The organism is Ruegeria sp. BHSC026 (assembly GCF_059613065.1).
In genome coordinates, this window is sequence record NZ_JBXWRV010000032.1 from 1 (window position 1) to 12,455 (window position 12,455).

At 61.1% G+C, this 12,455-nt stretch carries 12 protein-coding genes and 1 tRNA gene; 9 read left to right on the top strand and 4 right to left on the bottom strand.

All coding sequences use genetic code 11. The annotated features are described in order from the left end of the window. Positions 1 to 493: 493 nt before the first annotated feature. Positions 494 to 1,246: a hypothetical protein gene (locus AC2FME_RS18185; RefSeq protein WP_496801193.1), complete on the top strand. Its 753-nt coding sequence runs from the start codon at positions 494 to 496 to the stop codon at positions 1,244 to 1,246. A gap of 30 nt (positions 1,247 to 1,276) precedes the next feature. Then, complete coding sequence (locus AC2FME_RS18190; RefSeq protein ID WP_496801194.1) at positions 1,277 to 1,813, top strand: hypothetical protein; 537 nt, start codon at positions 1,277 to 1,279, stop codon at positions 1,811 to 1,813. Here AC2FME_RS18190 and AC2FME_RS18195 read toward each other — a convergent pair. After that, complete coding sequence (locus AC2FME_RS18195; RefSeq protein ID WP_496683476.1) at positions 1,794 to 3,203, bottom strand: D-alanyl-D-alanine carboxypeptidase family protein; 1,410 nt, start codon at positions 3,201 to 3,203, stop codon at positions 1,794 to 1,796. The genes AC2FME_RS18190 and AC2FME_RS18195 overlap by 20 nt on opposite strands. Positions 3,204 to 3,465: 262 nt before the next feature. Continuing rightward, positions 3,466 to 4,167, bottom strand: a complete 702-nt coding sequence (locus AC2FME_RS18200; protein WP_496801195.1) for an HAD family hydrolase — start codon at positions 4,165 to 4,167, stop codon at positions 3,466 to 3,468. 92 nt (positions 4,168 to 4,259) lie between these two features. Here AC2FME_RS18200 and clpS point away from each other — a divergent pair, with 92 nt between their 5' ends. The 4 genes from clpS to hemF are packed head-to-tail and all read left to right on the top strand — an operon-like array spanning position 4,260 to position 7,321. After that, entirely contained in the window at positions 4,260 to 4,601 is a 342-nt protein-coding gene (gene clpS / locus AC2FME_RS18205) for an ATP-dependent Clp protease adapter ClpS (protein WP_496683464.1), read from the top strand. Between the two features lie 26 nt (positions 4,602 to 4,627). Then, complete coding sequence (locus tag AC2FME_RS18210; protein ID WP_496801196.1) at positions 4,628 to 5,593, top strand: class I SAM-dependent methyltransferase; 966 nt, start codon at positions 4,628 to 4,630, stop codon at positions 5,591 to 5,593. Between the two features lie 37 nt (positions 5,594 to 5,630). Next, positions 5,631 to 6,431: an SDR family NAD(P)-dependent oxidoreductase gene (locus tag AC2FME_RS18215; RefSeq protein WP_496801197.1), complete on the top strand. Its 801-nt coding sequence runs from the start codon at positions 5,631 to 5,633 to the stop codon at positions 6,429 to 6,431. 5 nt (positions 6,432 to 6,436) lie between these two features. Continuing rightward, positions 6,437 to 7,321, top strand: a complete 885-nt coding sequence (hemF, locus tag AC2FME_RS18220) for an oxygen-dependent coproporphyrinogen oxidase (RefSeq protein ID WP_496683458.1) — start codon at positions 6,437 to 6,439, stop codon at positions 7,319 to 7,321. A 3-nt stretch (positions 7,322 to 7,324) separates the two neighbouring features. On the opposite strand, the gene AC2FME_RS18225 is transcribed toward hemF, so the two are convergent. Further along, positions 7,325 to 7,735, bottom strand: a complete 411-nt coding sequence (locus AC2FME_RS18225; protein WP_496801198.1) for a hypothetical protein — start codon at positions 7,733 to 7,735, stop codon at positions 7,325 to 7,327. A gap of 202 nt (positions 7,736 to 7,937) precedes the next feature. Between AC2FME_RS18225 and AC2FME_RS18230 the strand changes: the two genes are divergently transcribed. Together AC2FME_RS18230 and AC2FME_RS18235 are read left to right on the top strand one after the other, a co-directional pair. Then, the gene (locus AC2FME_RS18230; RefSeq protein WP_496797320.1) at positions 7,938 to 9,191 is read left to right on the top strand and encodes an aminotransferase class V-fold PLP-dependent enzyme; all 1,254 of its coding nucleotides are present in this window, start codon (positions 7,938 to 7,940) and stop codon (positions 9,189 to 9,191) included. Between the two features lie 74 nt (positions 9,192 to 9,265). Then, a tRNA-Val gene (locus AC2FME_RS18235) sits at positions 9,266 to 9,341 on the top strand. Positions 9,342 to 9,871: 530 nt separating this feature from the next. Here the strand turns inward: AC2FME_RS18235 and AC2FME_RS18240 are convergent. Beyond that, positions 9,872 to 10,912, bottom strand: coding sequence for a helix-turn-helix transcriptional regulator (locus AC2FME_RS18240; RefSeq protein WP_496801199.1), 1,041 nt, complete (start codon positions 10,910 to 10,912; stop codon positions 9,872 to 9,874). A gap of 82 nt (positions 10,913 to 10,994) precedes the next feature. Here AC2FME_RS18240 and AC2FME_RS18245 point away from each other — a divergent pair, with 82 nt between their 5' ends. Continuing rightward, positions 10,995 to 12,275: a membrane dipeptidase gene (locus AC2FME_RS18245; protein WP_496801200.1), complete on the top strand. Its 1,281-nt coding sequence runs from the start codon at positions 10,995 to 10,997 to the stop codon at positions 12,273 to 12,275. Positions 12,276 to 12,455: the final 180 nt, after the last annotated feature.

Sequence of the window (12,455 nt, forward strand, 5' to 3'; positions counted from 1 at the left end):
ACAACCGTCTTTCCAGTCCGTCAGGCCGCCTCTCCAGCCCGTCACCACCGCCTCACCAGCGCCGGTGAAGGGGGTTCTAAGATTATCCAACCAAAGCCGCAAGGGGAAAATCGCATCTCGATGCATTTTTTTGCAAATCGACATTTTATCTTTTATTATCAAACGATTGATTGCCTAGCCGCGGCAGACATACCTACATCAATGAAGTGCGGCACCGCGCGCTCGGCTGCGGCCCTCAGGCCGGAGGATTCGCGCCCCACAATATATTGTACACATCGCACCCTACGCCACAACGAAGAGCGACTCGCATCGCGCGGCATCTGCCCCTTCCACCACGCCTCGGCGCTGGATTCGGAGCCCCCGCCATGCGCGATGGCGGCTGCGGCGCTTGAATAGCCCACAGAAGTTGCCCAAGGACCAACCACCGCCTAGCACAATCCGTGAAAGTTCGACCGGAGTTCATCGCACCGCCCATCCGCGCAAGGAGGGGTCCATGTCTCTCGATCTGATGACCTACCAACCGCGAGGGGACAAGATGAACTCGGACTTCTTCCACGAATACCTGCCGAAAATCTATCAGCACCGACAAGCCTCGGGAGTCACAGAGCAAGTCGGCCAGATGGCGGCCATCATCCTCGAGGTGGAACCCGAGGCGATCTTTGACACTTTGGTCGAACTCTATGTGATGACCCCGTATCGCCATACCGCAAACTATCTGGGGCCGACGCATCGGTTTTCCGTTCTTCACGCGCATCCGGTCTTTCCGGCGCTGGTCCTGATGGCCCCGCTCAGCGCCGGCCTCGAGGACTATATCTCGCGCCTCAATCGCATGTACCCGCTGGCACGGGCGACACCGCAGACCCACTATGCCGGCGAAGTCTGTTCCGCGCGCGACCTGAATGATCTGCGCAACACCCTCGAGGATCAGAACATCCGGTTCGACTATGTCGGCGACACGGAAAACCCCTTCTACACATTGGACTGGATGCTGTTCACCACCCCATCGGATTTCACCTGCCACCGGGCCGGCTATTCGGCGCTGGACTTCAAAGACGCCGACAGTCTGGGCCTGGGCGACCGGCTGATCCTGAGCGCGGTCGAGCAGGACCGCTTGACAAGGGCCGCCGAGTTAGGCGCGGACAGCGCGATCGCACCGCTGATGCTGGGCCTGGACCATCTGGTCACGCGGGTGCTGGCCGGCGAACGCGAGGATCCGATCCTCGAGTTTCTAAACATGGTGCCCTAGTATTTCTGGGGCGCCTACAACATCGCCGAGATGAATTCGTCGACCAATGTCAACCGACACCCCGGCGTGGACGACGACAAGAAATCCCCAGCCAACGTCTTTACCGCGAACAACACCCCGTCCTTCGTGAACTCGTTTGCCAAGCTGCCGATACCCACCGAGGATGTCGAACGCAATTTCGGCCGGCGTCTGCACCACATGGTGGTCGAGATACGCGACGGCGACCATGCCGGCGGCGAAAAGAACGCATATTTAGTGGTCAACACCGTGAAGGAAAAAGGCGTTCCGTTTCTCGCCCATGTCGTGGGGGAATTCAAAGACGACCTGAACCTTAAGCCGATCTTCTCGAAACACTCGAAACATACGCTGCTGATCACCGAGTATATCGAGCGGTGCCACCACTATGACGGCTTTTTCACCAAGGACAACGTCGCCGCCCTGACCGCCGCCGCGGGTCAGGACGAACAGTACCGGGACGGAAACGTCTTCGATTTAAAAAAGTCTGCGGAATTCCGCAGCCGATGCCTTCAGGAGAGAATGCCGAACCTTATGATGGCCCGATCATGAAACAGGTGACGTTGCGCGCCTTGAGGCGGCGACAGGCCAGATCGGCCTGCTCGCGGGTCATGCCCTGGAATGTGGCCTCGAAGCCCTTGGAGCTTTGGTTCACTTTACGCAACGAGCCTTCTAGCGTGGTCATTTCCGACAGCGCCGTCTTCAGCAGCACCTTTTCGGCCTCGTACCGCGTTGCGAAGCGGCCCACATTGACGCCCCACAGATGGCCGCCCGAGGTGGACAGCCGCGTGACGATTTCCTGCTCGGGTTCGGCCTCGGCCGGTTCGGTCGAGGCCAGCACCAGGTTGTCGGGCCGCAGGGCCGGGCGCGTGTCGGCGGTTTCGACCGGCGGGGCCGTGGGCGTGGTCTGGGCGGCGACGATTGCCTGGGCGATGCTGTCCTGGATGCGGGGCGCGTTCTTGGCGGCTGTTTCGGCAACTACGCTCGCGACTTGAACCGCGACCCCGGCCCCCGGACGCATGACCGGGCGCAAACTCTGTTGCGGCGCACCGATCGCGCGCGCCACCTGGGTGCCGCCCAGACCTGCATTCCCGGCATAGGCCGGACGGGACGGTTTGCGGATCGGGGCACGGGACGGGGCGCGGCGGAACCCAAGGTCCAGCAACTCGGCCACCTTGGCGTTGCGCCAGGCGCTGGACTTGCCGCCGAACACCGTGGCGATGATGCGTTCGTTTCCGCGCTTGGCCGAGGCCACCAGGTTGAACCCGGCCGCGCGCGTATAGCCTGTCTTGATGCCGTCAGCGCCCTTGTACGCGGCCAGCAGGCGGCGATTCGTGTTGGGAACCGTCTTGATGCCCGCATAGGTCGATTGGCGTGAGAACAGGTTGTAGTATTCGGGATAGTCGTAGAGGAGATGCCGGCCCAGCGTGGTCATGTCACGGGCGGTGGACAAGTGGCCCGACTCCGTCAGACCATGCGCATTCTTGAAGGTGGTGCGGGTCATACCCATGGCTTTGGCCGTACGGGTCATGCGGCGCGCAAAGGCCGCTTCGGACCCGCTGAGCGCGATACCGATGGCGGTGGCCGCATCATTGGCCGATTTCACCGCCGCGGCCCGGATCAGATAGCGGAACGCAATCTTCTGCCCGGCGCGGAGCCCAAGTTTCGACGGCGGTTCGGCCGCCGCATGATTGGTGATCGTCACGGGGGTGTCCAGGGTGATCTCGCCGTTCCGAACGGCCTCGAACGCGATATACAGCGTCATCATCTTGGTCAGCGACGCAGGGTGGAGGCGGGTATCGGCGTTGCGCGAATGCAGAACCTCTCCGGTGCGCGCATCGATCACCATCGCCGCGTAAGGCGCGGCCAGCGCCTGAGTCGCTGCTACTGCAGCGATCCAAATCACCGCAATGAGGAACAAGCCCGCCCGGGCCGGAATCATCCGCCGAATCTGCACGATCTTTGCCTCTGTCTGCCTCGCGCCGCCGGATTTTTCCGGTCGGCATTTTTGTTGATTGTCTTAACGATAGCACAGGCACCCAACGAAATAAACCGAAAGCTGTCCGAATCCGTCGTCCCTCGGGCTCCGTTTCACCGCTACATCTTGGGCACCCGATCGCGCGGGCCACCACGGAGGCCAAAGCGGCAAAATAAAGGCCAGGGAGCGGTCAAGTAATCATCCGGTGCGCCCTATCGGACACAGGTCACGTGAAACGGTCGATCAGCGCCGGAAGGTGGCCCAGATGCTCGATCTCAAGAAACCGGGGGTGGCCGGATGGGATCTCGGCCCGCTCGATGTCCCAGACCAGCCCATGTGGAACATGCACACCCCAGGCGCCAGTCTGAATCGGGGCAACGACATCCGATCTGATCGAGTTGCCCACCATCATCACCCGGTCCGGCGCATGACCGAGACGCTGGAATATGGCGCGATAGGTTTCGGGGTCCTTCTCAGACACGATCTCGACCTCGTCGAACAGATCGCCCAGCCCCGACTGAGCCAGCTTGCGCTCCTGGTCGATCAGATCTCCCTTGGTGATCAGCGCGATGGCATGCGTTTCGGCCGCGGCCTCGACCGCCGTGCGGGCGTGCGGCAGAAGCTCGATCGGATGGGCCAGCATCTCTTGCCCCGCCGCGATCAACTCGCGGATGACGCGGGCCGGAATCCGATCATCGGTGACGTCCAGCGCGGTCTCGATCATCGACAAGACGAAACCCTTAATGCCGTAGCCATAGTGCCGGATGTTGCGCCTTTCGGCCGCCAGAAGGCGCTCCATCAGTTGGTTATGATCGGCATGGTCGGCCAGCAGCTCGGCAAAGCGGGCCTGGGTCAACCGAAAGAACCGCTCGTTTTGCCAGAGCGTGTCGTCAGCATCGAAGGCGATGAGGGTCAGGTTTTCATGCATTCCGATTCCGCCGGTTGCTCTTTCCTCTGGGCGCGCTGACGTTATATAAGCCCTGAAACGACCCGAAATGTGAATCGGAAAATCTCGGTACAATGCTGACTGCCCGTTGGATGATGGCTGGCAAATCGGAGGACGATGGCGACACGTCCATCCTTGTCCAGACCAAGCCCAAGACCAAGCGCCCACCGCTGTACAAGGTGCTGCTGCTGAACGACGACTACACGCCCATGGAATTCGTGGTGCATGTACTCGAGCGGTTCTTCGGCATGTCGCACGCGCAGGCGTTCGAGATCATGCTGACCGTTCACAAGAAGGGCGTGGCCGTGGTGGGCGTATTCAGCCATGAGATCGCCGAAACCAAGGTGGGGCAGGTGATGGATTTCGCCCGCCGTCACCAACACCCTCTGCAATGCACCATGGAGAGAGAGGAGTAGGGCCGCGTGCCTCGGTCCCACAGCCCATGTCCACTCGTCTTCACCTTGCCCTGCAACAGGGCCTGACGCTGCCCGAGCCGGTTTCGGTGATCGGCCCGACACCGGAGCATGACCTTTCGATGCTGCCAGGCGGCACGCAGGTCGTCCAACCGTTCAAACCGTTTTACGACCATTTTCAGGCGCAGGGATTCGACGCCACGCCCCGGGCCGATGTGCCCTGCGGCAGCGTCATCCTGTTTCTGCCGCGCGCCAAGGCGCTTGCGCGGGCGATGATCCATCAGGCCAGCCAGCGCACCGGTGGTCCGATCGTGGTGGACGGCGCCAAGACCGACGGAATCGACAGCCTGCTGAAAGACATCCGCAAACGCGTGGCGGTCGAGGGACCGATTTCCAAGGCACATGGCAAGATCTTCTGGCTCCGGGCCAGTGCCGACACCTTTGCCGACTGGGCCGCGCCGCAGGAACAGAGAGCCGACGGATACCGGACCGCTCCAGGCGTGTTCTCGGCCGACGGGATCGACCCCGCCTCGGCCCTTCTGCGCAAGTCCCTGCCGGCCAAGCTGGGGGCTAAAGTGGCCGATCTGGGTGCGGGCTGGGGGTACCTGTCCGCAGGGGTTCTCGAACGCGACTCGGTGACCACCCTGCATCTGGTCGAGGCCGACCACACCGCACTGAGCTGCGCCCGGGCCAACGTGAGTGATCCGCGCGCCCTGTTCCACTGGGCCGATGCGGTGACCTGGACCGCGCCCGAGCCGTTGGACACCGTGGTCATGAACCCGCCGTTCCACACCGCGCGCAGCGCTGACCCGTCGTTGGGTCAGGGCTTCATCGCGTCGGCAGCGCGCAACCTGACGCGCTCGGGCAGCCTGTGGATGGTGGCCAACCGCCATCTGCCCTACGAAACCACCCTGTCCGAGACCTTCGCGCGGGTCGAGGAACTGGCTGGAGACAACCGCTTCAAGGTGTTCCATGCCTCTCGCCCTCGGCGGTGAAGCCGTCTAACCTGCGCCGAGATTCTGGAGGAACCGCATGTCATTTTCCATAGCTGGCAAGACCGCCATCGTGACCGGAGGCGCAAACGGCATCGGGCTGGCGATCGGCCGTCATTTCGCCGACGCGGGCGCCAACGTGATGTTCGCCGACATCGACGAAAAAGGCCTGGCCGACGAATTGGGCGAACAGGTCGACGACGGCAACATCAGGTATTTTGCCGGAGACCTGCGTGAAAAACTGACCGTAGCCAACCTGCTGTCCGCCACGCTGGACGCGTTCGATCAGGTGGATATCCTGGTCAATGGCGCGCGGCAGGTGATCCCCTCGGACCCACTGGACCCCGAGGACGACTCGGTGCGCGCCCTGCTGAACCAGAACCTGATGCCGACCCTGCGGCTGAGCCAGATGGTCGCCAACCGGATGATCAAACAGGCCGACGGCAGCGAAGACACCCAGATCGGCTCGATCATCAACCTGTCCTCGATCGCCGGGCGCCGTACGCATCCCGACCTGCTGGCCTATTCCGTGGCCAGCGCGGCGCTGGATCAGCTGACCCGGTCGCTGGCCGTGACCCTGGCGCCGCACCGCATCCGCGTGAATGCGATCGCGCTCGGCTCGGTCATGAGCGCCTCGTTGCAGACGACCCTGAAAGACAACCGCGACTTTCGCAAGGACATCGAAAAGCACACACCGCTGGCCCGCATCGCCGCCCCGACCGAACTGACCGAAACGGCGCAATACCTGGCGTCCGAGGCTTCCGGCTTCATGACCGGCCAGATCCTGACAATCGACGGAGGCCGCACCCTGCTGGACCCGGTCGCCGCCCCAGCCCACTGAGCCCAATGTTCGATACCGAAAAAGCCACCGCCTCTGCCTGGTTCCGCAGCCTGCGCGATCAGATCGTCACCGCCTTCGAGGCGCTGGAGGACAGCCACGACACCGGTCCCTTCAGCGATGCCGAACCCGGCCGTTTCGAGGTCAAGGAAACCCGGCGCCAGTCCGAAGATGGGTCCGACGCGGGCGGCGGGCTGATGTCGGTCATGCGCGGCGGCCGCGTGTTCGAGAAGGTCGGCGTCAACGTCTCGACGGTCTACGGCACACTGGGCGAGCGGGCACAACAGGCGATGGCCGCGCGCAAGGGCATCCCCGGCATGGCCGACGACCCACGGTTCTGGGCCTCGGGTATCAGCCTTGTGGCGCATATGCAAAACCCGCATGTCCCGGCCGTTCACATGAACACCCGCATGTTCTGGACGCCTCATGCCTGGTGGTTCGGCGGCGGATCCGACCTGAACCCCTGCATCGAATACCCTGAGGACACGGCGCATTTCCACGCCACGCAGAAGGCGCATCTGGACCCGCACGGACCGGGGCACTATCCGCGCCTCAAGGAGTGGGCCGACGAGTATTTCTACATCCCGCACCGCAAGCGCGCGCGGGGCGTCGGCGGGATCTTCATGGATGACTACTGCACCGGCGACTGGCAGGCGGATTTCGCGCTGACCCAGGACATCGGTCGGGCCTTCCTGCCGGCATTTCTGCCTCTGGTGGAAAAGCGGCGCGTGCAGCCCTTTACCGAGGCCGACAAGGATGTGCAGCTGGTACATCGCGGGCTGTATGCCGAATACAACCTGGTCTATGACCGGGGCACGAAATTCGGCCTGGAAACCGGGCATGACCCCGACGCCGTGCTGATGAGCTTGCCGCCGCTGGCCAAATGGGTCTGAGGTTCAGAACCCGAAATCCATGAAGTTGTCATAGCAGTAGTTCTGCGCGGACGAGGCCGACATGTTCTCGCCCACGCGGCTGACGGTGATCGAATATCCCGGCGTGGTGTCCGCGCCCGGCGGCGGCTTCAGCGAAAACTGGACCGTTCTGGCCCCTTTCTCGTAGGCTTTCCAGACATAGATCCGCTGCGCGCGCGGCACGCCGAGTTGGCGGATGGCATAGTCTCCGATGCCGCACCAGTAATTGACCGCTGCGGACGAGCCGATCGCCTTTACCTCGTAGATACCATCGCCGACAGGGCGGATCTCGGTGCGGTAGGTGGGGCGAACGCTGAGGCCAAAGCCCCGCGCCTGCGCCGCGAGCGGCGCCAGAAGAGACGTGCAAAGCAGAAAGAACACAAGGAAACGCGCCATCGGAAAACCTGTCAGCTGAAACTCGCTGCCGTTCATGATAAGGCGCGGGCCCTTCGAGTAAAGCCACAGAGGCCCGCCCGCCGGTCGCCGGTGGGCACGGCAAGCCGGGCACCACCGCCACGGGGCGCGGAAACGATTGACCCGGGCGCACCGACGTCCATAGATGCGGGGCAGGCATATTCGACAGGACAGGACACCCGCCATGCTGCACGAAACACCGGGATTGCTCGACGCCATCCGAGCGCGCTTTGCCCATGTGGAAAGTTGTCCGTTTCAAGGTCCACGCATATTCTTCGAAAACGCGGGGGGGGCACTGACGCTGAAATCGGTGGTCGACACCTCGGCCCGGTTTGCGGCCATCCCGGACAATCAGGGGCGGGACAACGTGGCCAGCCACGCCCTGGTCGACATCATCAACCGTGCCAAGGCCGATCTGGCGGTGTTCATGAACGCCTCCTCGGGACAATTCTTCGTTGGCGAAAGCGGCACCGAGCTTTTGTTCCGCATGATCCGTACGGCCTGCGTGAACGCGCCCAAGGGGGCAAAGGTGATCGGCAGCAGCATCGAACACCCGGCCAGCCGCAGCGCCGCGCGCCGCTGGGCCGGAATCGCCGGGCTCGATTATGTGAATGTGCCCCATGACGATGCGACCGGCCTGGTCACGGCGGCCGACTATACCGCGCGCATGTCGCCGGATGTGGCCGTAGCCACGATCCTACATGCCTCTCCGGTGACCGGCATGGGAATGGACGTGGCCGCCATCGCCCGCGCGATCCGGTCGGTCTCGCCAGACTGTTTCATCATCGTGGACGGCATCCAACACGCCGCGCACGGGCAGTTGGACATCGACAGCTATGGCGTCGATGGCTATGCGATTTCCCCCTACAAGGTGTTTTCGCGGCACGGTTATGGCGTCGCCTGGATTTCGGACCGGCTGACCACCCTGCCCCATGACCAGCTGATCGACGCCCCCAAGGCGGGCTGGGAATTCGGCACCCGCGACACAGGCGCCTATGCGACAATGTCCGACGTGGTCGACTATTTCGACTGGCTGGGCGGGCAGGTATCAGATGCCACCGACCGGCGCGCCCGGATCGAGGCCGCCGGGCGCGCGATCCACAGCTATGAAACGCATCTGACCAACGTGATGATCAACGGTACCGGCAACCTGCCCGGTCTGCGGGACATGGACCATATCTCGATCCTGGCCGGCGCCGAGAACCCGGCACGCGAAGGGCTGGTCTCGATCGTGGTGCGCGACATCCCGTCGGCCGAGGCGGTCTCGCGACTGAACGCGCAAGGCATCCGCACCCACACGCGCAAGGACGACCACTACAGCGGCAACGTCCTGCGTCCGCTGGGCCTGCCGGACTGCATCCGGGTTTCGCTGTGCCACTACAACTCCGAGCATGAGGTGACACAGTTTCTGGCGGCGATGCAGGACATGAAGCCCTGACCCAATGGATCGGCCGAGATTTTCGGCTGTCCCCCCTTGCGCCGGAGCGCAGGCTTGGCTACATCCCGCGTCACGGGTGATTAGCTCAGTTGGTAGAGCGCTTCGTTTACACCGAAGATGTCGGGAGTTCGAGTCTCTCATCACCCACCATCCTTTCATCGCACTGCATAAAGGTCTTACGAGACGAACACTTACTGCTGTGCTGCATGTGAAACTGTGTCCGCTGCACTTAGACAAAAAAGATGTCTCCAAAACAGGAGATATGGGCCATGGCAACAATTGTAAAACGGCCTACTGCATCACAGCGGCACATTGAGGCCTGGTTCAAGGACGGCATAACATGGGATCGATATGGTCAATTGGAGTTGGACCATATTACCCCTCTCTCAGCTGCAGGGTCTTTGGAAAACCTCGTCGAACTTTGCCACTACAGCAACCTGCAACCTCTTTGGAAGCGGGACAACCTAGCAAAGGGCGGGGCGTAAGCCTCGCCCCTGCGAGTGGGCATCTATCTTCTTCGGGTTTAGCCGGTTTCAAGAGTGGCATAGTCCGCTCTGATAGCGTGTTCCGGTTAGCAAGACCAAGCCGACATTCCCTGAGTTTTAGCCGAACTTCCGCTATGCGGACAATGCGGTCATTGGGAAAGGGTCCGAGCCGAAGCTATCTTTACGGCGATTTTGCTAGCTTCTTGGGGTTGAATTGGCTTTCAATTGAGCGCGAAACACGCGCGGTGACACGCCGGTTTTGACTTTGAAGGCGCGGGAAAAGTTCGACAGATGCTGGTAGCCCAACGCGCTTGCTGTACGTGAAATCGGCGTGTCCGTTTCGCTCAGCATGTACTCGGCCCAGTAATGACGTCTTGCATCCACGATCTGGGAAAACCTGCGTCCGCTTTGGCGCAACCTTCGTTTCACGGTGCTGCCACTGACACCCAGTTCGCGTGCAACGCAGTCCAGCCGTGCCTGCCCGGACCAGATTAACCGATCAACGATAAAGTCGATGTCGTCGATTGAAACCGGCGTGTCCGCATTCCGCGCATGATACTGGTTCAGTTTGGCAAGACCGGCATCCAAAGGCGTGTTCAGCAGGTCCGCATCCAGAACGATATCGGTCCACGTATTGCCCCATCGGATGTCGATACCATCCCAGTCTGCCGGCACCGGCAACGGCCGGTCGTTGGAGGCCAGCCTTATCTGCAAAGGCCGTGCGTCCGGGCCCGCGCAGAGCGCAATAATCTGCATCAAGACGGTAACCATGTATTGTTCGGTCTGCCACCTGCCTACGCAATCTGGGAACATCACATTTCGGCGGAACACAACAGTGTTGCCTTCCGGGAGTAGCGCGTATTGCGCGCCGTTGTTCTCAAACGTGACATCTTCGACGAAAAACCGCAGCAACCTGCCCAGCGTGGATGCCATGCGCACCCGCATGCCGCCCAAATCGCCCGTTGAATGAACCGGGTGCTCCTGCGCGGTCACATGGCCTAGGTGGTCCAAGTCCAAGGCCTGCGCCGCAAAACCAATAAAGCGCCAGGCCGAACGTTCGCCGATCAGACCCTGCCCCTCAAGCACTGCGTCCAGAGGCATGCCAGCGCGCTCTGCAAAACCCGCAATATCGCCGCCCCGCCGGGAGATCGTGTCAACAAATGGCATAACCTGCGCGGCCTTGATCAGGACCAGTTCGGCCTGTCTGGGACGGCTCTGCGACACGGCGATCTCCATTCAAATGACCCACAATGATAAGTCATACTCTGTTAAGCTGGGCCCGGGAATACTCGGTTGATGTTGCAACCAGCACGATCTCATGCCCTCCGCTGGGCAGTTTATTGAAAGGAAATTGTACAGGATGAAGTCGACGCTTTCCGCCATATTTTTTGCCTTTGGCATGACGGCCGCTTTCGCCAGCGAAGAAAGCAAGACCTGGCCCGCTTCGGAAGAAGCCAAGCAATTTGTTCAGGACACCATAGTGATTGGCATGCTGGCTAGCCCCTATGGCACCGGCTGGACGGATTACGAACAGCTGCACACTTATTTCCAGCGCGCGCGCGATAATGGCATCACCGGGCATGAAATGACACTGGCTGCTGCCGACATGTCGTTCGAGACCCTGCTAGAACAGCATTACCATTTCCGCGCGGCCATGGCGCAGTTCCCCGAAAACTACCTGATCGTGAACCAGACCCGAGATATCGAAGCTGCGCATATCCAAGGCAAGACGGCGGTGATCTGGAACAGCCAGACTGCAACGATCCTGAATGGCGATCTGAAAAAGATGGCCCTGCTCAAGGACATGGGCATCAAATCGATGATCCTGGCCTATAACGATATCTTCCGTACTGGCTCGGGCCAGCTGGCCGCCTACAATGGACGCGATATCGGACTAACGCCATGGGGCGAATCTGTGATCGATGAAATGGTTCGCTTCGGCATCCTGCTGGACCTCAGCCATACCGGGTCGAAAACAGCCAATAATGCGATGGATTACATGGATGCGAACTATCCCGGCGTGCCTTACGTCTATACCCATTCGGTGCCTGCGGGTTTGTATTTGGATGAACCCAACCGGACAGCGCGAGGATGCTATCGCGCCATTCACGATGACGAGGCGGTCCGCGCAGCAAACTCCGGTGGCTATGTCGCGCCTACCTTCACCGAATGGATGATGGACGGCATCTGGCCAGAAGATATTTCGCCCAAACAAGCCGCTGATATGATCGATTACTATGTGCAATTGGTTGGGGTGGATCACGTCGGCATTGCCACCGATGACATGTTCTCAACCGAACTGGTGGTCGATTTCGCTACCGCCAACGCAACAATGTATGACGACGGCGGCTACATGATCGACGCGTTTAATCGCGGCGCTACTGGCAATGGCGAACTGGCTAAAATCCTTGCGGCAATTACCGATGACCTTTGGGCACGCGGATACTCCAACGAAGACCTCGCCAAGATCTATGGCGGTAACAAGATGCGCGTCTATGCGCAGGTCTGGGAAGGCAAACCGCCCAAGGTGTTCCTGCAGGAATATCCCGAACGCCTGCGGATACGGCGCGAAATGGAGCAGATGTTTTTCTCTCGCTAGCAGCGTTTTCGGGATTGCAGGGTTAGGCCTATCTTTGGAACAAAGCGGACCATCCGCTTTGGGCTCGGTGCAGTCGTTGCTTGAATTCAACTTAAAGTCTGCTCTGCGGGCGATACAGACTTAGAATGTCTCTGTCGCTACGCGTTATGTGTGCACCTTAGAAAGGTTGAGCAGACTTTA

Bases quoted from the DNA above. Each gene is read 5' to 3' on its own strand.
- hemF (WP_496683458.1), top strand. From the start codon at position 6,437: ATGTTCGATACCGAAAAAGCCACCGCCTCTGCCTGGTTCCGCAGCCTG.
- AC2FME_RS18225 (WP_496801198.1), bottom strand. From the start codon at position 7,735: ATGGCGCGTTTCCTTGTGTTCTTTCTGCTTTGCACGTCTCTTCTGGCG.
- AC2FME_RS18215 (WP_496801197.1), top strand. From the start codon at position 5,631: ATGTCATTTTCCATAGCTGGCAAGACCGCCATCGTGACCGGAGGCGCA.
- AC2FME_RS18245 (WP_496801200.1), top strand. From the start codon at position 10,995: ATGCCCTCCGCTGGGCAGTTTATTGAAAGGAAATTGTACAGGATGAAG.
- AC2FME_RS18190 (WP_496801194.1), top strand. From the start codon at position 1,277: ATGAATTCGTCGACCAATGTCAACCGACACCCCGGCGTGGACGACGAC.
- AC2FME_RS18195 (WP_496683476.1), bottom strand. From the start codon at position 3,203: ATGATTCCGGCCCGGGCGGGCTTGTTCCTCATTGCGGTGATTTGGATC.
- AC2FME_RS18210 (WP_496801196.1), top strand. From the start codon at position 4,628: ATGTCCACTCGTCTTCACCTTGCCCTGCAACAGGGCCTGACGCTGCCC.
- AC2FME_RS18200 (WP_496801195.1), bottom strand. From the start codon at position 4,167: ATGCATGAAAACCTGACCCTCATCGCCTTCGATGCTGACGACACGCTC.
- AC2FME_RS18240 (WP_496801199.1), bottom strand. From the start codon at position 10,912: ATGGAGATCGCCGTGTCGCAGAGCCGTCCCAGACAGGCCGAACTGGTC.
- AC2FME_RS18230 (WP_496797320.1), top strand. From the start codon at position 7,938: ATGCTGCACGAAACACCGGGATTGCTCGACGCCATCCGAGCGCGCTTT.
- AC2FME_RS18185 (WP_496801193.1), top strand. From the start codon at position 494: ATGTCTCTCGATCTGATGACCTACCAACCGCGAGGGGACAAGATGAAC.
- clpS (WP_496683464.1), top strand. From the start codon at position 4,260: ATGCTGACTGCCCGTTGGATGATGGCTGGCAAATCGGAGGACGATGGC.